The sequence below is a fragment of the Streptomyces aurantiogriseus genome (assembly GCF_014649375.1).
GTDB lineage: Bacteria > Actinomycetota > Actinomycetes > Streptomycetales > Streptomycetaceae > Streptomyces > Streptomyces aurantiogriseus.
Map to the genome: position 1 here is coordinate 107,390 of NZ_BMSX01000019.1, position 18,175 is coordinate 125,564.

14 protein-coding genes and 2 pseudogenes are annotated in these 18,175 nt (G+C 72.5%); 7 read left to right on the top strand and 9 right to left on the bottom strand.

Going from position 1 to position 18,175, the window contains the following annotated elements; genetic code table 11:
* Nucleotides 1-11 precede the first annotated feature (11 nt).
* The 4 genes from IE263_RS33725 to IE263_RS33740 all read right to left on the bottom strand — a co-directional run bounded on the left by IE263_RS33725 (nucleotide 12) and on the right by IE263_RS33740 (nucleotide 5,048).
* Nucleotides 12-1,703, bottom strand: coding sequence for a D-alanine--poly(phosphoribitol) ligase (locus tag IE263_RS33725; protein WP_189941721.1), 1,692 nt, complete (start codon nucleotides 1,701-1,703; stop codon nucleotides 12-14).
* Nucleotides 1,704-1,720: 17 nt separating this feature from the next.
* Entirely contained in the window at nucleotides 1,721-3,604 is a 1,884-nt protein-coding gene (locus IE263_RS33730; RefSeq protein WP_189941723.1) for an aminotransferase class I/II-fold pyridoxal phosphate-dependent enzyme, read from the bottom strand.
* The gene (locus tag IE263_RS33735; protein WP_229911315.1) at nucleotides 3,601-3,939 is read right to left on the bottom strand and encodes an acyl carrier protein; all 339 of its coding nucleotides are present in this window, start codon (nucleotides 3,937-3,939) and stop codon (nucleotides 3,601-3,603) included. The genes IE263_RS33730 and IE263_RS33735 overlap by 4 nt, the downstream gene beginning before the upstream one ends.
* Before the next feature lie 107 nt (nucleotides 3,940-4,046).
* Complete coding sequence (locus IE263_RS33740) at nucleotides 4,047-5,048, bottom strand: beta-ketoacyl-ACP synthase III (RefSeq protein WP_189941726.1); 1,002 nt, start codon at nucleotides 5,046-5,048, stop codon at nucleotides 4,047-4,049.
* Between the two features lie 304 nt (nucleotides 5,049-5,352).
* Between IE263_RS33740 and IE263_RS33745 the strand changes: the two genes are divergently transcribed.
* The 6 genes from IE263_RS33745 to IE263_RS33770 all read left to right on the top strand — a co-directional run bounded on the left by IE263_RS33745 (nucleotide 5,353) and on the right by IE263_RS33770 (nucleotide 10,946).
* Nucleotides 5,353-5,598 carry an acyl carrier protein gene (locus IE263_RS33745; protein WP_189941728.1) on the top strand — a complete coding sequence of 82 codons (246 nt, stop codon included), beginning with the start codon at nucleotides 5,353-5,355 and terminating at the stop codon, nucleotides 5,596-5,598.
* The gene (locus tag IE263_RS33750) at nucleotides 5,598-6,821 is read left to right on the top strand and encodes a beta-ketoacyl-[acyl-carrier-protein] synthase family protein (RefSeq protein WP_189941730.1); all 1,224 of its coding nucleotides are present in this window, start codon (nucleotides 5,598-5,600) and stop codon (nucleotides 6,819-6,821) included. Before IE263_RS33745 ends, IE263_RS33750 begins: the two co-directional genes overlap by 1 nt.
* Nucleotides 6,822-6,920: 99 nt before the next feature.
* A complete protein-coding gene (locus IE263_RS33755) occupies nucleotides 6,921-7,811 on the top strand; it encodes a DUF6206 family protein (RefSeq protein ID WP_189941732.1) in 891 nt (296 codons plus the stop codon).
* A gap of 100 nt (nucleotides 7,812-7,911) precedes the next feature.
* A complete protein-coding gene (locus tag IE263_RS33760) occupies nucleotides 7,912-8,643 on the top strand; it encodes a 4'-phosphopantetheinyl transferase family protein (protein WP_189941734.1) in 732 nt (243 codons plus the stop codon).
* A 73-nt stretch (nucleotides 8,644-8,716) separates the two neighbouring features.
* Nucleotides 8,717-9,910: a nitroreductase family protein gene (locus tag IE263_RS33765; RefSeq protein WP_189941736.1), complete on the top strand. Its 1,194-nt coding sequence runs from the start codon at nucleotides 8,717-8,719 to the stop codon at nucleotides 9,908-9,910.
* A 358-nt stretch (nucleotides 9,911-10,268) separates the two neighbouring features.
* Nucleotides 10,269-10,946, top strand: coding sequence for a helix-turn-helix transcriptional regulator (locus tag IE263_RS33770; RefSeq protein WP_189941738.1), 678 nt, complete (start codon nucleotides 10,269-10,271; stop codon nucleotides 10,944-10,946).
* 27 nt (nucleotides 10,947-10,973) lie between these two features.
* Here the strand turns inward: IE263_RS33770 and IE263_RS33775 are convergent, their stop codons facing one another.
* From IE263_RS33775 to dmpG, 5 genes and pseudogenes are all read right to left on the bottom strand, one after another.
* Entirely contained in the window at nucleotides 10,974-11,294 is a 321-nt protein-coding gene (locus tag IE263_RS33775; protein WP_189941740.1) for a RedY/HapK family protein, read from the bottom strand.
* A gap of 26 nt (nucleotides 11,295-11,320) precedes the next feature.
* Nucleotides 11,321-12,481, bottom strand: a complete 1,161-nt coding sequence (redW, locus tag IE263_RS33780; RefSeq protein ID WP_189941742.1) for an L-prolyl-[peptidyl-carrier protein] dehydrogenase — start codon at nucleotides 12,479-12,481, stop codon at nucleotides 11,321-11,323.
* Nucleotides 12,478-15,489, bottom strand: coding sequence for a beta-ketoacyl [acyl carrier protein] synthase domain-containing protein (locus tag IE263_RS33785; RefSeq protein ID WP_189941745.1), 3,012 nt, complete (start codon nucleotides 15,487-15,489; stop codon nucleotides 12,478-12,480). Before IE263_RS33785 ends, redW begins: the two co-directional genes overlap by 4 nt.
* 122 nt (nucleotides 15,490-15,611) lie before the next feature.
* The gene (locus IE263_RS33790) at nucleotides 15,612-16,484 is read right to left on the bottom strand and encodes an AfsR/SARP family transcriptional regulator (protein ID WP_189941747.1); all 873 of its coding nucleotides are present in this window, start codon (nucleotides 16,482-16,484) and stop codon (nucleotides 15,612-15,614) included.
* Between the two features lie 260 nt (nucleotides 16,485-16,744).
* Nucleotides 16,745-17,313, bottom strand: a pseudogene (dmpG, locus tag IE263_RS33795) (4-hydroxy-2-oxovalerate aldolase); the annotation flags it as partial.
* Here dmpG and IE263_RS48930 point away from each other — a divergent pair.
* Nucleotides 17,309-18,146, top strand: a pseudogene (locus IE263_RS48930) (GNAT family N-acetyltransferase). The pseudogenes dmpG and IE263_RS48930 sit on opposite strands and share 5 nt — an antisense overlap.
* Nucleotides 18,147-18,175: the final 29 nt, after the last annotated feature.

Sequence of the window (18,175 nt, forward strand, 5' to 3'; positions counted from 1 at the left end):
TCTCCCGTCGCTCACCGCGCAGCGCCCGCGGGCTCTGCGGTGGTCCGGGCCGCCTCCTGGCCGAGACGGCGGTAGTCGGTCTTGCCGTTGGCGTTGCGCGGCAGCCGGTCCAGGCGGGTCGCCGCGTGCGGCACCATGTAGGCGGGAAGTCGCCGTGCGCAGTGCTCCTTGAGCTGCAGCAGGCTCGGCCTGGGCGCGCCCTCGCGCAGCGTGTAGTACAGCGCGAGGCGTGCCTGAGCGCCCTCGCCGGCGAGGAGCACCGCGGCGTCGGCGAGGGCGGGGTGCTGCAGGACGGCCGCCTCGATCTCCCCCAGTTCCACCCGGTAGCCGTTCAGCTTCACCATGCGGTCCTTGCGCCCGTGGTAGACGAGCAGGCCGTCTTCCTCGAAGGACACCAGGTCGCCCGTGGGGTGCTCACCCCGGCAGTGGAAGGCGGCCGCGGGGTCGTCGGGGCGCCGCCAGTAACCGGGGGTCACGCAGTCGCCGGCCACGACGAGTTCGCCGATCGCTCCGGGCCGGACGGCGGGCCTGCCGTCGTCGCCGACGACGGTGAGCCGGGCACCGCTGATCGGGCGGCCGATCGGCACCGGCACCGTGCGCCGCAGGTCCTGCGGCCGGACCCGGTGGTAGGCGCAGACGTTGGTCTCCGTGGGGCCGTAGAGGTTGTACAGCGCGGCGCCCGGGGGCAGCAGCCCGGCGAGCGAGCGCAACTGCGCGACGGGGAACACCTCGCCGGCGAAGAGCACATGGCGCAGGCTCCCCGCGCCTTCCCGGGTGAGCGCGCCGGACGCCGTCAGCAGATTCAGGACCGACGGCACCGAGTACCACACGGTGACGCCGTGCTCGCGGATGCCGTCGGCCAGTGCCGAGACGTCGCGCGCCTGCGTGTCCGCGACGATCCACACCGCCGCTCCGGTCGTCAGCGCGGTGAACAGGTCGAAGGTGGACAGGTCGAAGTTGAACGAGGCGTGGTTGGCGAAGACGTCGTCGGGACCGACGTCGAGTTCCTCGCGGGCCCAGCACACGAAGTTGGCGAGGTTGCGGTGCGAGATCCGCACGCCTTTCGGGGTGCCGGTCGACCCGGAGGTGTAGAGGATCGCGGCCAGGTCCGACGGCCCGACCGGCGGCGCGAGGGCCACCCGTCCGGCCGCCACCCGCGTGAAGTCGGCCCACGTCAGGACGGGAACGCCGGCCACCGTCTCCTGCCCCGGCCCGTCCCCGGTGGTGACCACGGCCTTCAGGGAGGACGGCAGCGGCCCTTCGGCGAGCTGGTCGAGGCGCCCCCGGTCGGTGACGAGTACGGCGGGTTCGGCGTCGGCGAGGATCGTCCGCACCCGGTCCGCGGGCTGGCCGCCGTCGAGGGGTACGTAAGCGCAGCCCGCCTGAAGAGCGGCGAGGATGACCTCGGCGTAGCGGGGTTGCTTGGCCATCCAGATCGCGATCCGGTCGCCGGCCACGACCTCGAGGTCGAGCAGCCGGGAGGCGACCACGTCGACGCGTGCGACGAGTTGGCCGTACGTCACCGTCTCGGGGCCGACGATCGCCGGCCGCACGGCGTGCCGACGGGCGACCTCCCTCGGCAGGCGGATCACGGAGGGGGTGAGGACGGAGGAGTCGGTCACGGGAGACTCGGTCAGGGAAGGACTGGCCAGAGAAGGGCTGGTCAGGGAGGGGTTGGTCAGAGAGGAGTTCCGGGCAGCCATGTGGTGCGCCTCCTGCCTCATGCCGTGGTCGGCCGGACACCGGTCTCGCGGGCCGCGTCGACGAAGATCTCCGCGGCGAGGTCCAGGTCCTCGGGCGTGTGTTCGCTGGTCACGCTGATCCGCAGCCGGGCGTCCCCGAGCGGTACGCCCGGGTAGACCACGGTCTGGCAGAAGAGCCCTCGGGCGCGGACCGCCCGGCCCATCTCCATCGCCCTGCGCTCGTCGCCGATGACGAGGGGCAGGATGGCGCTCTCGGAGTTCTCCAGGTCGAACCCGGCGTCCAGCAGCCGCCCGCGCAGTGTGCCGATGTTGGTCCACAGCTGCTTGATGCGCTCGGGTTCCGACTCGATGACGTCGAGGGAGGCGATGAGTCCGGCGGCCACGCCGGCGGGGATGTTCGCGGCGAAGACGTAGGAGTGGGAGTAGTAGCGGAGGTACTCGATGACAGACTCGTCGCCGACGACGAAGCCGCCCATGCCGGCCAGCGCCTTGCTCATGGTGCCGAGTTCCAGGTCGACCTCGCCCTTGAGGCCGAAGTGCTCGGCCGTGCCGGAGCCGCGTGCGCCCAGTACGCCGGTGGCGTGGGCGTCGTCCACCATCACGCGGGCCCCGTGAGCCCTGGCCAGCCGGACGATCTCGGGCAGGTCGCACAGGTCGCCGTGCATGCTGAACACGCCGTCGGCGACGACGAGCAGGCCTCCCTCGGCGTCCTCCGCGCCTCGTTGCAGAATCCGCTCCAGATCCGCCATGTCGTTGTGCTGGTAGATCCTGCGGACGGCACCGGAGAGCCTGGCTCCGTCCAGGATGCTCATGTGGTTGAGCTTGTCGACCACGAGCGTGTCGTAGCTCCTGACCAGCGCGGAGATGGCACCCAGGTTCGCGGCGTAGCCGCCGGGAAAGACGATGCAGGCCGGGCGCTGCTTGAAGGCGGCGAGCCGCCGTTCGAGCTCCTTGTGGAGCGTGTTGGTGCCACCGATGAACCGCGAGCCGGTGTGCGTGGCCCCGTAGGTGCGGGTGGCGTCGCAGATCGCCTCGATGACCTTCGGATGGTTGGCGAGTCCCAGGTAGTTGTTGGACGCGAACATGAGGAACTCGCGCTCGCGGGCGGCCAGTTCGTCGTAGATGACGGCACGGTTGCGGCACTGCGAGCGCAACGGCATCCCGTACCAGTAGTGCCGCTCCTCCTCGCGCCTGCGCAGGTACGGGCCGAAGCTGCGGGCCTTGGCGAACAGGTCGCGGTCGCGTTCCTCCACGAAGTCCTTCATCGAACGGCGGTCCCAGTCGTCCTCCGGTCCCGCCGTGGGCGCCGGCGTCCGGCTCTCGGGGTGCCGATGCGCGGTCCGGGCGCGGAGGTGCCCGGCCAGTGCGCGCAGCGTGGTGGCGTCCACCGCCGCGGACGCGGTGCGCGGCAGGCCGAGGGCCTCGGCGGCCTCGGTGACGATGGAGGTGAGGATGACGGAGTCGATGCCGAGTTCGCTCTCGACGTCGGCGTCGGGGTCGAGTTGGTGGCGCTCGTACTGGGTCTGGCGCGAAGCGGCGGTGACGACGGCCTCCAGTACGGCGTCTCCCGGCCCTGCGGTGCCCCCGGGGCCTGCGGTGACCGCGGGCCCCGCGTGCGCGGCCTCCAGTTCGCCGCGCACCGCGTCGGCCAGTTCCCTGATCGTGGTGATCCCGCCGTGCAGCGCGCCGGCGCCGAGGCCGAAGTGCTCCCTGACGGCGGCCAGTACGGACTGCAGGAGGACGGAGTCGATGCCCAGCTCCGCCTCGAAGTGGCTGTCCGGCCGCAGGTGGGACTCGTCGTAGAGGGTCCGGGACGCGACGATGTCCACCACCTCCGCGAGGGTCCGGGTCGGGTCGGGCCGTTCGTCCGTGGGAGATGCGAGATCTGCGCGGTGCGTCATGCGGCGCTGCCCCCTTCGTCCTGCGGCAGGTCGGGCTTCGGCAGGTCGTCCTTGCGCGGAAGGTTCTTGCGCGGACCGTCCTTCCGCGGGTCGTCGTTGCGCAGTCGGGCGACGAGAGCGGCGATCGCGCTGACGGACCGGAAGTTTTCCAGCGACACCTCGTGCAGCGGAACGGTGATCCGGAACTCGGTCTGCAGGAAGTGGACGAGGTCGAAGACCCCCGCGGAGTCGATGATGTTCAGCTCGGCGATCGGCGTCTGTGGCCCCAGCCCCTCGGCGTCGCCGTCCATCCAGACGTCGGCGATGTAGTCGGTGATCAGCTTCTGCGGAGTCATGGTCGTCCTTGGTCGAGTCCTCACGGTTGAGTCGTCCGCACGTGCGCGACGGCGTGACCGTCGGTCGAAGCCACGGCGCGCCGCCCTCGGAGGGTGGCGGCAGGCCCTCAGACGGGGTCGATGGCAGGCCAGGTGAGCATCGACGCGCCCCAGGTGAGGCCACCGCCGAACGCCGTGAGAAGCACCCGGTCTCCCGGCCTGAGCACCCGCTCGGTGTGCGCGTGGTCGAGCGCCAGCGGTATGGAGGCCGCCGCCGTGTTGCCCACTCGGGCGATGTTGCTGACCGTGCGCTCGTACGGGATGCCGATCTCGTCGGCCAGGCGCTCGATGATGCGTTGGTTCGCCTGGTGGCTCACGAGGCGGTCGACGTCCCCCGGCCGCCGTCCCGCACGGTCCAGAACCGCCCGGGCGCACTCCCCCATGCGCTGCACGGCCAGCCGGAACACCTTCTTGCCCTGCATGGTGAAGTAGTAGTCGGCGGCACCGGGCCCCGCGGCCGGGTCGGCCGGCGGCGGGCCACCGGCCGGCACCGTGATGAGATCCCTGCCCTCGCCGTCGCTGCGCAGCTCGAACGGGCCGAGGGCGCCCGGCTCGTCCGGGCTTCCGGCGCGCAGCACCACGGCCCCCGCGCCGTCGCCGAAGATGACCGACGTGGACCGGTCGTCCGGGTTGAGGATCCGGGAGAAGGTCTCGGCGCCGATCACCAGTGCGCGGGCGGAGACACCCAGGGCGATGAGACCCGACGCGGTGGCGAGCGCGTACAGGAACCCGGTGCAGACCGCCGCGACGTCGTAGGCCGCCGCATGTCCGAGGCCCAGCCTGGCGGCGACCGCCGGGGCCGTGGCGGGACAGGGCCGGTCGGGGGTCGTGGTGGCCACGACGACGGTGTCGGCATGGGGATCGCCGGAGGACTTCAGCGCCCGGGAGCCGGCGCCGACAGCCAGGTCGGAGGTCCCCGTGCCGTCCGTGACGACGTAGCGCTGCCGTATCCCGGTCCGTGACCGGATCCATGCGTCGGAGGTGTCCAGCCTGGCCGCGAGCTCGTCGTTGGTGACCAGCCGGGGCGGCAGGCAGCTCCCGATGCCGTCCAGTACGGCCACGCGGGTCACCGGCCACCGCCGTGGAGCCGGTGGCGGTGCAGGGTCTCCCGGCGAAGTCTGTGCCGACGGCAGGAATTCACGCCTGTGCTCCTCGGATGCGGTACGGCCGAATGGTTCGGGTCGTGCCGAGTCTGTCGGCCGGGGCTGACCGCCCGCTGACCGCCGACTGACCCGGCGCAGGTCAGCGGCCGGTCAGCGGGCGGTCAGCCCGCCTGCCCAGACTGCGGCATGACGCCGTGCACCGGCCGCGCCGGGCCGTCGACGGACCGTCTCCCGGAAAACGGACCATCTCCTGGAAAGGCGAATCACCTTCATGAGCGCCACTTACGACAAACTCGTCGATCTGCTGGTCGGCCGCTTCGCGGTGGAGCGTACGGAGATCGGGCCCGACGTCACTTTCCGGGAGCTCGAGATGGACTCGCTGTTCCTGGTGGAGCTGGTGCTGGTGATCCAGTCCGAGTTCGGGGTGGGCCTGGACGAGGACGCGGCATCGCCGGACGACACCGTCGCCCAGGCGGCGGAGCTGATCGAGAGCCGGACCGCGGCTGCGGCCTCGTGATGCCCGCGCCCGCCCTCGCCGTCACCGGGCTGGGCCTCGTCACCGCGGCCGGCATCGGCGCCGACACGACGTGGGAGCGGGTCTGCGCGGGGGTGCCGACGGCGGCGCGGAATCCGGATCTGGACGGGCTGCCGGTGGACATCTCGTGCACCGTGCCCGGGCTGGACCCGGTCCGCGACGTCGGCCGGCGCAGTCCCCTGACACACGACCGCTTCATCCAGCTGGGGATCGTGGCGGCCCGTGAAGCGGTCGCCTCCTCCGGGCTCGACCCCGTCACCTGGGACGGGGCGCGGGTCGGCGTGGTCGTGGGGTGCGGCCTCGGTGGCGTCGGGACCTGGGAGGCGCAGCACCGCAGAATGCTCGGCCAGGGGCCGGACACGGTCTCCGCCCTGCTGGTCCCGATGCTCGTGCCGAACATGGTCGCCGGCCATCTGGCCATGGAGTTACGGGCCACCGGCCCGAACTTCGTCACCGCCACCGCCTGCGCGTCCGGTGCCACGGCGATCGGCGCGGCCGCCCGGCTCCTGCACGACGGCACCTGTGACGTCGTGGTCACCGGCGGAGCCGAGGCAGGGGTGAGCCCGCTGATGGTGACGGGCTTCGCCCGGATGGGCGCCCTGTCCCGGCGGCTCGACGAGCCCGCGGCGGCGTCCCGTCCCTTCGACGCCGACCGCGACGGCTTCGTCATCGGCGAGGGCAGCGGCATGCTCGTGCTGGAGCGGGAGGAGGACGCCAGGGCCCGCGGCGCCACGGTCCGGGCGCGGCTCGCCGGCTACGGCGCGTCGGCCGACGCCCATCACATCACCGCTCCCGACCCCGAGGGCGGCGGCGTCCGGCAGGCGGTGCGGGCCGCGCTGCGGCAGGCCGCGGTGGTGCCGGCGGAGGTCGACCATGTGAACGCGCACGGCACCTCCACCCCGCTCAACGATGCGGTGGAGGCGCGTACGCTCCGCAAGCTGCTCGGCGACCGGGCGTCCGTCACCTCGGTCAAGGGCGTGCTCGGACACGCTCTGGGTGCCGCGGGGGCGATCGAGGCCGTGCTGACCGTCCTGACCGTCGAACGCTCGACCGTGCCGCCCACGGCGAATCTGGAACGCCAGGACCCGGGCGTGGAGTTGGACGTGGTCCACGGTGCTCCGCGCCGGCAGAGGGTTCGGGTCGCGATGAGCAACTCGTTCGGCTTCGGCGGCCAGAACGCGGTGCTGGTCTTCACGTCCGCCTGAGCCCGAGCCGCCCGGCACACCGGCCCCCGCATCACGTCCCGCAGCTGACGAGCGCTGCACTTCCCCCAGCTACGAGAACCGGAAGCAGGTGACGGCACCATGACCTTCACGGTCCCCGACCGCGAGCTCCGGACGCTCGAAGACCGGGTGCGGACCGCGCTGAAGAACGCCGACGGCACGGGCTTGGGCGTGCTCGGCTACGGCGAGGTCACCCTCGTCCTGAGTCTGGAGACCGAACACGGCGCCTTCGCCTGCAAGCGGCTGCCGGTCTTCCCGACGCGGGACCGCTTCGAGCGCTACGAACGCACCCTCGCCGCGTACCTCGAGCGGCTGGAGAACGGCGGGGTACGGGTTGCCGAGACGCGCCTGTGGCACACACCCCTGCCCTCGGGGCGGATCGTGGGCTACTGCGTCCAACGGGCCCTGCCCGCCCCGCGTCTGTGCTCCCGTCTCCTGCACACCGAGGGCGAGCTGTGGGCGGAGGACTTCTTCGCCCGTTTCCTCGACCAGGTCGACGGCGTCGTCAGTCCGTCGCTCGGGCTGGACGCGCAGGCGTCGAACTGGGCCGACGTCGGCGGTGCGCTGGTCTACCTGGACGTGACGACGCCGCTCATGCGCGACACCCGCGGCCGTGAACTGCTGGACGTGCGCCTGTTCTGCACATCCCTGCCCTGGGTCCTGCGCGACGCGGTCCGCATCTGCACGGCGACGTCGATCTTCGACAAGTTCTACACCACGCGTGGCGTGGTCCTGGACTTCCTCGGCAACCTGCACAAGGAACGGCTGGAGAAGCTGATCCCCGGATTCCTGGAACAGGCCAACGCGCGCCTCGCCAGGCCCCTCACCGCGGAGGAGGTGGCGGCGTACTACCGGGGCGACGCGCGGATGTGGGAGGTCATCCAGCGGCTGCGCAAGGCCGACCGCTTCTGGCACCGCACGGTCCGCCGACGCACCTACCCGTTCCTGCTGCCGCCCGATGTCGACCGCTGACGCATGGCCGCCGCGACCCGCGCCGCTCCCCCGTGCGCCCGGCCCGCTCCGGCCGAGGGCGGCGTCCGCGGCGCACGCGGCATTCGCGGAAGAGCGCCTCGTGCTGGACCGGGCCCGGCCGCTGCACGTGGCGCACCTGGCCGACCGGCTCACCGTCGCGGTGGTGTCCGTCGCGTGGCTGCGCGCGCAGAGTGAGGCGGTGCTGGCCCGGCTGGAAGCCCGGCACCTGGCCCCGGAGGAGGCTGCCCGGGCGGCCGCCCTGCACGTGCCCAGGCGCCGCTACGAGTGGCTGGCGGGCCGGTTCGCAGTGAAGCACGGCGTCTGCGCGTACCTGCGGCGGCACCGGGGCCGGGACGCCGGTACCCGTGCTGTCCGGGTCGGCGCCGTCCCGCACGGGCCGATGGCGGGCCGGCCCGTGGTCGACGCGCCGGTCGGCGTCGGGATCTCCCACTCCGGGGACTTCGCCGTGGCCGCGTGCGGACCGCACGCCGTCGGGATCGACCTGGAGCACCGTCGCACTCTGTCGCCTCCGCTCGCCCTGCTCCTCTCCCGCGAGGGGGATCCGCGCTCCCCCTGCCCGGAGGGCGGACGCCTGGCCGGAATGCCGCTGCCGCTGCGCTGGGCGTGCAAGGAGGCGGTGCTCAAGTACTACGGGTTCGGGCTGCGCGTCGACTTCCGCGAGGTCGCCCTCACCGGCTGGCACCACGACGGGTGGTTCTCCTGGCGCGCGGGCCCCGGCCTGTTGCGGCACGCACCGACCGCGGACCGTGCCGCGCCGCGGACCTGGGCGCGTGAGGTCGGCGGCTGCTTCCTGGCCCTTGTGTGGACGTGAGCATGCTCCTGGCGCGGTGGGTGTCCGTCTGTGGAAGTGAACCGACCTCTGTGGAAGTGAGGTGGAGGACGGCATGCCGTCGCCATCGTCCCGTCCCGCGCCGTCGCCGGTGCGGCCGTTCCCCGACGCGCTCGACGAGGCGACGCGCTGCGCGGCGCTGAGTCCCTCGTCGCACAACTGCCAGCCATGGGCACTGGCCAGGGCCGTGACCGGGCAGGCGCGTGCCAGGGCGGCCGCGTTCCTGGGCCTCGCGGAGGACGACCCCGGGCAGGTACCTCCTCTCCACGGCGGCACCGAGTACCTGGCGCTCGCCCTGGATGAGCGCCGCCGCCTCGTCGCGCTGCCCGCGCACGCCGTCGAGATGGGCGTGAGCTGCGGCGCGTACTGGCGGGTGCTGCTGCGCGCGCTGGCCGCCCAGGGCTGGGCAGTGGTGCGGTCGCGTACCGTGGAGGCGCCCGGCGCCTGCCCGTTCGGGCCTGTCTGGCCCCGCGAGTGGAGCCTGCTGTGCGTGGCGGCGCTGCGGCGTGGTGCAGCCTCGGACGAACGCCTCGCCGACCTCGGTGCCATGGCGCGGGAGCGGCGCACCAACCGATCGCCGTACCGAACGGCTCTGCTCGATCCCGGCCTCCTCGAACGCCTCGCCCGCCCCGCCCACGCTGCGGACGGCCTCGGCGGGATCGACGTCCGGCACGTCACGGAGCCGACGGCGCTGGAGGTCTTCGCGACGCTGCTCGCCCGGCACGCGGGCCGGGACTTCAGCCATCACCGTGCCTGGAGCGAGACGCACTCGTTCCTCCGCCGGAGCGAAGCCGACGCACGCGGCCGTGGCGACGGCTTCACCCTCACCCAGTTGTTCGGGCCGATGTCGCGGACCCACCACCTGGCCAGGCGCCTGGCCCTGACGCCGTCGGCGATGCGGGTGCTGAGCCGTGTGGGGTACGACAGGCGCCTCGCCGCTGGGCTCGCGACGCTGGCCCGGTGTTCCCCCGCCGTGGTGGCGATGGGCTTCACCGGCGTCGCCCCCGGGCCGGGCGACGCCCTGCGCGGCGGGGCGCGGCTGGTGGACTACTGGCTCCAGGCCACGTGCTCCGGCCTCGCTCTGCATCCGATCAGCATTCTGGTGCAGCACGACGACCTGAGGCTCGAGACGCAGACCGCACTCGGTCTTCCCGGACACACGTTCTTCCTCGCCCGGCTCGGCCGGCCCACCACCGGCAGCCCGCCGGCCCCGCGCTGTGCCGCATCCTCACGACACCGCCCGATCTGAAAATACGAGAGCGCAGTACGGCTGCCCGCTCCCGCGGACTTCCGAAAATGCCCCACAGACTCTCCCCGTGAATATGAGCGCCGAAATCCAGCCAGGCCGAAGCAGGATTCCAGCCAGCAGAAACGTCCCCGCCGACTAACCGCAGTCTTCTTTCCCGGGCCGCTTGCAGAGCACCATGAAAGCGCCCCGAGAAGCGCCGCACAACCTTACCCGCGTCACTGCTCGCGTGCTAATGTGAGGCGCCTCAAGTAAACGGGGAAATGATGCACATGGCTCAGTGGTTATTGATGCTTCAACCGCCTTCCCTCCGCGCTGGGACTCCTCGCACAGCCGCCCGGCAGGACCCCTGGGGGCGCCGGTGAGCATTCATGTGGTCGTCTACTGCGACGAGGCGATCATGGGCGCCGGCCTGTCCGCCCTTCTGCGACAGCACGACCTCGACGTCCGGGTGGAGACCTCGCTGGACCGCGCACGCAGGGCGGCCGTCGAGTCCCGTCCCGACGCGCTCATCGTCGTCGCCCCGGTCCTCACCGTCGACGACAGATGCGAACTCGCCGAACTCTCCCGCCTGAGCCGGGTCATCCTGCTCAGCACCGCGGAGTACGCCCACCGCGCATTCGAGGCACTTCGACACGGCGTGCATGCGGTGCTCTCCTTGGAGAGTTCGGCCGTGGCGCTCATCCACGTCATCACGACAGTGGTCCAAGACAATTCCCTGGTGGCCCCTCTGGCCGCCCGCACATCACTCGGAAAGCAATTCGAGAAGAAACCGGCACCCCCGATGGGGCACGTCGCCGAAAGACTCACCCCACGGGAAAGAGAAATTCTTCTGTTATTGACCCGGGGAATCTCCAACGCCGAAATCGCGCAGAAACTCTCGGTGTCCAAGGCAACGGTGCGGTCGCACGTCCACAACGTGCTGCGCAAGATGGGCACGTCCACCCGCGCCCAGGCCGTCGCCGTCGCCTACCAGTCCGGGCTGGTCGACGCGATCGCGTCCCCCGTCCGGCAGGCGAACACGACGGGCGCCGACTGACCCGCGGTCCCGGTCCGGGCCGCGTCGTCAGCAGGCGGCCCGATAACCGGGCCCGACGCGCTCGCCGACCACTTCGTCCACCACCTCGGCCATCGTGCCGAAACCGGCCACCAGGCCCCGGAAGACCTCCGAGCCCATGTCCCGCTCGAACTCCACCCGGCTGCCCACCTCGATGACCTCGACGTAGTGGAAGGGAGCCCCCGGGTCCGCCGAGACTCGCTGAACACTGAAGGACAGCACACTGGGCAGTTCGGAGCACGCGGCGTAGTCGACGTGCCGCACCCAGTCCTCGAAACGGGCGGGCTCGGTCTCCGCACGCAGCCGGATGCGGTGAATGATGAGATGCACGGCGCTCTCCCCTCCTTCGTACGGCGTCAGCGGCGCATGCCGGCGGGTCGGCCGCCGAGTCCCAGCGCCCGTGCGACGTTGTTCTTCTGGATCTCGTTGGTCCCGGAGAAGATCCGGGCAGGTACGGCGTCGCACAGCAGGGCGTGGGACTCGCCGTCGAGAATGCCGAGCGCACCACGGAGCTGGACGGCGTCCAGACCGAGTTGCACCGCCGCCTCGCTCACCGCCAGCTTCGCCAGCGCCGGGCCGACCTCGTCGTCGCTGCCGTCCGCCAGAGCCCTGGCGGCCTTGTAGAGCATCAGCCGCGCCGACTCGTACCGCAGCATCATGTCCACGACCCGGTGGCTGACGGCCTGGAAGGAGCCGATGGCGGCCTCGAACTGCCGACGCTGCCTCACATGCTCCACCGTGGTGTCCAGGACCCGCTTCATGGCCCCCAGGTAGGCCGCGAACAGGCACGTCCGTTCCCACCTCATCGACGACGCGAAGACGGCCGCACCCGACCCCTCCGCGCCCAGCACCTGATCGGCGGGCACCGCGCAGTCCTCGAAGTGGACGTCGGCCATAGGGGATCCGTGCAGCCCGGTCTTCCCGTAGCGGCGGCCGACGCTCAGCCCAGGGGTTCCGGCCCGGACGAGGAAGGTGGTCAGGCCGAAGAAGCCGCCGCCCGGGGCGGTGGCGGCCTGCACCACGAAGACGTCGGCGACGGGCGCGTTGGTGATGAAGCACTTGGAACCGTTCAGCACGTAACGTCCACCGTCCCGCACGGCACGGGTACGCAGGCGGAGCGCGTCCGATCCGGCTTCCGGTTCGGTGACACCGTGCGCCGCGATCCACTCGCCCGAGGCGAGGGCGGGCAGCCAGCGGCGCTTCTGTTCCTCGGTGCCGAACTCGACCACCGGCATCACGGCCGCGAACAGGTGCGCCGCCACCGAGAAGACGAACCCGGTGTCGGTGCAGCCCTGCCCGAGCGCCTCCGTCATCGCCGCGGCGCAGACGGCGTCCAGGCCGCTGCCGCCGTACGCGACGGGGACGGTGCTGCCGACCAGCCCCTGCTTGCCGGCCAGCCGCCAGCGGCGCCGGAAGTCGTCCGGGTCGAACTCGGGCGGCGCGGTGAGTTCACCACCCGCGAAGCGCACGACCATGTCGCGCATCTCCTCGGTCTCTGCGTCGAAGTCGAAGTTCATCGGGCTCCGTCCGTCACTTCCTCGATCAGCAGGTGGTAGTTGATGCCGCCGGTGCCGAAGGAGCTCACGGCCGCGCGCCGCGGCCGCCCCGGCACCGGCTCCCAGGGGGCCGGAGCCGTGGCCACACGTGCGGGGATGCTCTCCAGCTCCCGCACCAGCTCCGGGTTCAGCGTGCGGAGATTGACGTTCGGCGGGAGCGTCCGGGCCCTGAGGGCCTGTACGACGCGCAGCAGCCCCGCGCCGCCCGCCGCGGCGAAGGTATGGCCGAAGAACGACTTGGCCGACCCGATGTGGAGCGGGCGGCCGCGCCGCCGTCCGCCGTACACGCGAGCCGCCGCCGTCACCTCCACTCGGTCGCCGACGCGGGTGCCGGTGCCGTGGGCCTCCAGGTAGTCGACGTCGGCGGGGCCGAAGTCGACCTGCTCGAAGGCCCGCTCGATGGCGCGGACCTGGCCGGCGACATCCGGTGCGATGAGGGACTTGGCGTCGTTGGACGCGCCGACGGCGCGCAGCACCGCGACGACGGGATCGCCGTCGCGCACCGCGTCCCGGTAGCGCCTGAGCAGGAACAGGGCACAGCCGTCGCCCGGCGTGAACCCGTCGGCCCGCACGTCGAAGGGGGTGATCCTTTCGTGCGAGAGCAGCCCCAGACCCGAGCAGAGCACCAAGTCGCGGGCGTTGCAGGGCAGTTCCACGCCGCCGGCGACGGCGTAGTCCGCGCTGCCCGACCGTAGACGGCTCACGGCCACGTCGAGGGCGGCCAGCGACGACGCGCACGCCGCCTCCACGGCCACCGGCACGGCGGCCAGGCCGTGTTCGTTCGCCAGCAGCGCGGCCACGCCGCCGGCGAGACAGCCGTCGAGCGCCGCCGGGGAATCCGCGTCCGGCACCTCGCCGTAGCACTCGCGGACCAGCTTGAGCACGGCCCGCAGTTCGTCCGCCGAGAGGTGGCCGAGCGCGCCGAGTCCGCGCACCTCGGCCTCGTACTCGTCCAGGCGGAGCCTCGCGTTGACGTGACGCTCCCGGGACAGGCCGAGGTTGCTGCCGACGGCGATCAGGCCGGTGCCGGTCAGCGTGGCCTGCGGACGGCCGCGCCCGGCGAACAACTCGCCGGCGACCGCCAGCGTCAGCCGCTGGGCGGCATCCAGGGCCGCGTAACGCCGGGGCGGTATGCGCAGGCCGGACGGCGGCTCCTGAGGCGCCCGCACCGGGGCGCCGTGGTCGGTGTAGGTGTGCGACAGGCTGAGCACGCCCGGGGCGTGGTACAGCTCCCGGTCGAGCAGCGCCTCGGGCAACGGCCCGATACGGTCCCGGCCGGAGAGCATGGCCTGCCAGAAGACGTCGGCGTCGCGCGCACCGGCGAAACGGCCGGCGAAACCGACCACCGCGACGGGTTCGGCGGCGCGGGCCGCCAGCGGGACGGGTTCGGCGGCACGGGCCGCCAGCGCGACGGCAGGCGGGCGCGCGGTCACCTCGGGTTCGGCCGCAGAGGCCCCTGTCGGCACAGCAGCCCCACCGGCACCCACCACCGGGTCGGCCGCACAGGCCTCCGCCGATACGGCGGGCCCGCAGGCGCGCACATCGCGCGCGGCCGCGTCCGGCACGTGCTCCTCCAGGATCAGGTGGCACAGCGTCCCGGTGAGGGACGCGGCGCTGACCACGGCCCTGCGGGGCCCACCGTCCCTCGGCGCGGGCCAGGGTTCCGCCGCCCGGGGGACACGGAACGGCGCGGTCAAGGCGCCGGGTCCGGCGGGGTCGGCCGTCGCCCTGGCGGAACGGTCGCCCGCCGGTCCCGCGTGCGGGCTCAGCGGCGGGAGCGTGCGGTGGTAGAGCGCCAACGCGACCTTGGTGACGCTGGCGAGCCCGGCGTTGGCGAAGGTGTGCCCCAGCCGGTCCCGGGCGCTGCCGAGCGCCACGGAGCCGGGGGCCGCCTCCGCGAACAGCGCGGCCAGCGCGTCGAGTTCGGCCCTGGTCTCGGCGCCCACCCCGTAGCCGGCGCACTCGACGTACTGCACCGAGACGGGAGGGATGCCGACTCTCCCGTGGCCGGCCGCGGCTGCCGCACGGCGCGGTCGCGATGCCGTGGGGTAGCGGAAGACGCCAGGGCGCGCGTCGTGGTGCAGCGAGCAGTCACGGATCGTCGCGTAGACGCGGTCGCCGTCGTGGAACGCCGACGACAGACGCTTCAGCAGCAGCGCACCTACGCCCTCACCCGGCACGAAGCCCGTGCCGTCCGGGTCGAGGGGCCGGGCGAGAGGCGCGTGGAGACCCTTCGCCGCCAGGGCGCGGGAGAGGAAGCGGCCCTCCCATTGCTGGCCCGCGAGTACCAGGACGGCGTCCGAGGAGCCGCCGAGCAGGCTGTCGACCGCGAGGGCGAGCCCCAGATGGGAGGTGACGTCGGCGGACTCCAGGGCCAGGGTGCGCCCACGCAGCTTGAAGGCGGACGCCACCCGCGCCGGGATGGTGCCGGCCATCTCGCCGACCCGGTCGTGCGGCGACGCGCCGAGGCGCCGTGACAGCGCCGTGCGGAACTCCTCGGCCGCCAGGTCCGCGGCGTCCTGACCGGAGCCGCCGAACTCCTGCCCGGACAGCACCCGCCGCAGATCGCGGGCGTAGCGACTGCCCTCGACGCGCAGGGCGTTGGCGTACTGACGGTCGAGGCCGAAGCAGGTGCCGGCGATCACGTCGGTGCGGTCGGTCGGCAGTGCCCGCCGCGGGTGTCCTGCGTCGTCGAGGCACTGGCGCGCCGCCTCCAGCATGAGGAGTTGCATCCGGGCCAGGGACCTCGCCTGTGCGGGCGGAATGCCGAACCGGGCGACGTCGACGGCGACATCGGCCAGTCCCCGTACGGCGTCCGGATCCGGCTGCTCCCGGGCCGTGAGCAACCGCCAGTAGGCGTCGGCGCCGCGCGCGTGCGGGTAGAGCGCCGCGATTCCGACGAGGGCGACCGGCTCTCGCCGCGCGGTACCGCCGTCCGGGCCGGTGCAGGGGTCCGGCGTAGGGCGCATCTCGGTGGACTCCTCTTCCTGGGTGGCCGTTTTCCCGGCTTCCTCGGTGGCCGTCTCCCCGGCGGCCGCGCCGGCCCTCGCCGGCGCCTCCTCGGCGGTCGCGACCCCATCCCGCCCGGTCGTCAGACCGCCAGCAGGCCGTCATGGCCCCGTTCCCGGCGCAGTCGCCACACGGCGGCGGGATGGGTCAGCACGGGGTCCTGCGCCAGGATCTCGGCGTGCAGGCGTTGCATCCGCGCACCCGGCAGAATGCCCAGCTCCTCGTCGAACCGCTGCCGGGTTCGGCGGAACAGCTCCAGGGCGTCGCCCTGCCGCCCCGACCGGTACAGAGCGAGCAGGAGCAGCTCGCAGAAGTGTTCCCGGAGCGGATACTGGGCCACCAGCCGCCGCAGCTCGGCGACCGCCTGCGGTTCGTCGCCGAGCGCCAGCCTGGCGCCGGCCAGTTGCTCCCAGGCCGTCAGCCGGCGCTCCTCGAACAGCACTGCCGCGCTCCGGCAGCGCAGGCCCTCGCCCGCGTCGATCAGCGCCGGTCCGCGCCACAGGCCCAGGGCGGCCTCCAGCAGCCGCAGGGCCCTGTCGGGGGCGGTGGGCAGCACCGTCGCGCCCTGAGAGGCCAGATCGAGGAACCGGTTGCCGTCGACGCAGTCGCGCGGCACGTCCAGCAGGTAGCCGTTGGACAGCGCCCGCAGCACGCTCGTCTCGCGCTCCCCGTTCCGCCCGGGCCGGTCCAGCAGCCTGCGGACACGGGTCGCGTGAGCCTGCAGGGCGTTGCGGGGGTTGCCGAGCGGATGACCCGACCACAGCTCCTCGGCGAGTTCGAGATGCGAGATGGCGTGGCCCGCCTCCAGCGCGAGCGTGGTGAGCAAGGCCCGGACCTTGCCGGCCCGGACCTCGTACGTCCGCTCCCCGACGGTGACGGATACCGGGCCGAGAACATTGATCTGCACAGACGTCCCCCAGATGTCGAACTCGCACAGGAATCTGCACCGGAGCATCCGGAATGCCCCGTCACGCCGACAGGATGCGCAGGCGGCCCTCTCCTGGCCCGATGTCCACGGATCTTTCCGTCAATGCGGAAGTCGGAATGCGACGCCCTGTCCACCGACCATTCTCACAGCCTCCCCGACCGACGTCATCAGCCCACTGATCTGCTTTTTTCTGAACGGAAGTTGGGGTGCCCAGGGCCGCATCATCCTTTCGTTCGGATCCTCCGGTACTCCAGCACGCGGTACGTCAGGAGAGTGGGCACGGGGGTTCAGCTCGCCGGTGTCGCCTCCACCGCCGCGAGGTCGAGGGCGATGTCGACGATCATGTCCTCCTGGCCGCCGACCAGGCCACGGCGGCCGACCTCGAGCAGCAGTGTCCGGGCGTCGACGCCGTAGTGCCGGGCGGCGATCTCGGCGTGGCGGAGGAAGGACGAGTACACGCCTCCGTAGCCGAGGGTGAGCGTCTCGCGGTCGACCTGCACCGGGCGGTCCCGGAGGGGGCGGACGAGGTCGTCGGCGGCGCCCTGGAGGGCGAACAGGTCGCAGCCGTGCTTCCAGCCCTCCAGGTTCGCCACGGCGATGAACGCCTCGATCGGGCAGTTCCCCGCGCCGGCGCCCTGCCCGGCCAGGGAGGCGTCGACGCGGGTCACGCCCTCCTCCACACGGCCACGACGCTGTTGGCGACCGACAGGGAGAGGTTCTCGTGGGCGTGGATACCGATCTCGGTCGCCGGGTCGAGGACGTCGCGGTAGGCACGGACGCGGTCGCGAACCCCGTCCATGGTGAGCCGGCCGCCGGAGTCGGTGACGTAGACGCAGTGAGCGCCGTAGGACTTGAGCGACTCGCTGAGTGCCCACATCGAGCACTACTACGCCACCGTGCCGTTGCTGTTCGCCGACGCCGAAGAGTTCGGTTCGTTACGGCTGTTCGTGCGCAGGAAGGCAGGTTCCCCGTACTACGGCGGCCCCAGCCATGCCCAACCCACTGCAGAAGGGGCCTCGGCCGTCACCGCCGCTGACATCGCCCGGGTGCGGGCCCAGCAGCGCGAACTCGGCGTGCCGGAGGCTTTCGAGTGGCTGGCCGAGGCGGCGCTGACGCTGCGTTCCTGTATCGAGGCCGCCGGCCTGCCAGTGGCGGAACGCCCGCTGATGGCTCTGGATCCGCACCACCCGGTGGGGCCGCAGCCGTTGCCCGAGGGCGTGACGCTCCGTGCGCTGACAGCCGAGGACCCCGCGTTGCCCGCAGCTCTCGCCCTGCCGCGCCTGGCTTTCGCTGAGGAGGGCACTGCGGTGGGCTCGGCGGGCCGTGAGGAGCTGTGGGTGGTGGCCGAGGAGCTGGCCGAGGACGGCACGGTGGCAACGACCCGCCCCACGATCCGTGCCGGGCACAAAACACTCATCGCCGCCATCGCCTCGGACGGCGCCCCGCTGGCCGTGGGCCACTACCACCCGGCGAACGGCACCACCGAGATCGGCGGCATCGGCACGCTTCCCATAGCCCGCGACCAGGGCCGCCGTCACGGCGGCCCTGGTCACCCACGCGCGCGAGAACGGGGTGCGCACCGTCTTCCTCGCCTATGCGCAGGACGCCGTCGCTCGCGTGTACTCACGCCTGGGATTCCGCCCTGCCGGCAGCACCTTTCTGATCGCCAACCAACCCGCGCGATCGTAGGGTCGCAGGCTGGAACGGGAGACAAAGAC

Coding starts and splice junctions, on each gene's coding strand:
- IE263_RS33790 (WP_189941747.1), bottom strand. CDS start 16,484: ATGCTCCGGTGCAGATTCCTGTGCGAGTTCGACATCTGGGGGACGTCT.
- IE263_RS33745 (WP_189941728.1), top strand. CDS start 5,353: ATGAGCGCCACTTACGACAAACTCGTCGATCTGCTGGTCGGCCGCTTC.
- IE263_RS33725 (WP_189941721.1), bottom strand. CDS start 1,703: ATGGCTGCCCGGAACTCCTCTCTGACCAACCCCTCCCTGACCAGCCCT.
- IE263_RS33735 (WP_229911315.1), bottom strand. CDS start 3,939: ATGACTCCGCAGAAGCTGATCACCGACTACATCGCCGACGTCTGGATG.
- IE263_RS33765 (WP_189941736.1), top strand. CDS start 8,717: ATGCCGTCGCCATCGTCCCGTCCCGCGCCGTCGCCGGTGCGGCCGTTC.
- IE263_RS33785 (WP_189941745.1), bottom strand. CDS start 15,489: ATGCGCCCTACGCCGGACCCCTGCACCGGCCCGGACGGCGGTACCGCG.
- IE263_RS33755 (WP_189941732.1), top strand. CDS start 6,921: ATGACCTTCACGGTCCCCGACCGCGAGCTCCGGACGCTCGAAGACCGG.
- redW (WP_189941742.1), bottom strand. CDS start 12,481: ATGAACTTCGACTTCGACGCAGAGACCGAGGAGATGCGCGACATGGTC.
- IE263_RS33750 (WP_189941730.1), top strand. CDS start 5,598: ATGCCCGCGCCCGCCCTCGCCGTCACCGGGCTGGGCCTCGTCACCGCG.
- IE263_RS33730 (WP_189941723.1), bottom strand. CDS start 3,604: ATGACGCACCGCGCAGATCTCGCATCTCCCACGGACGAACGGCCCGAC.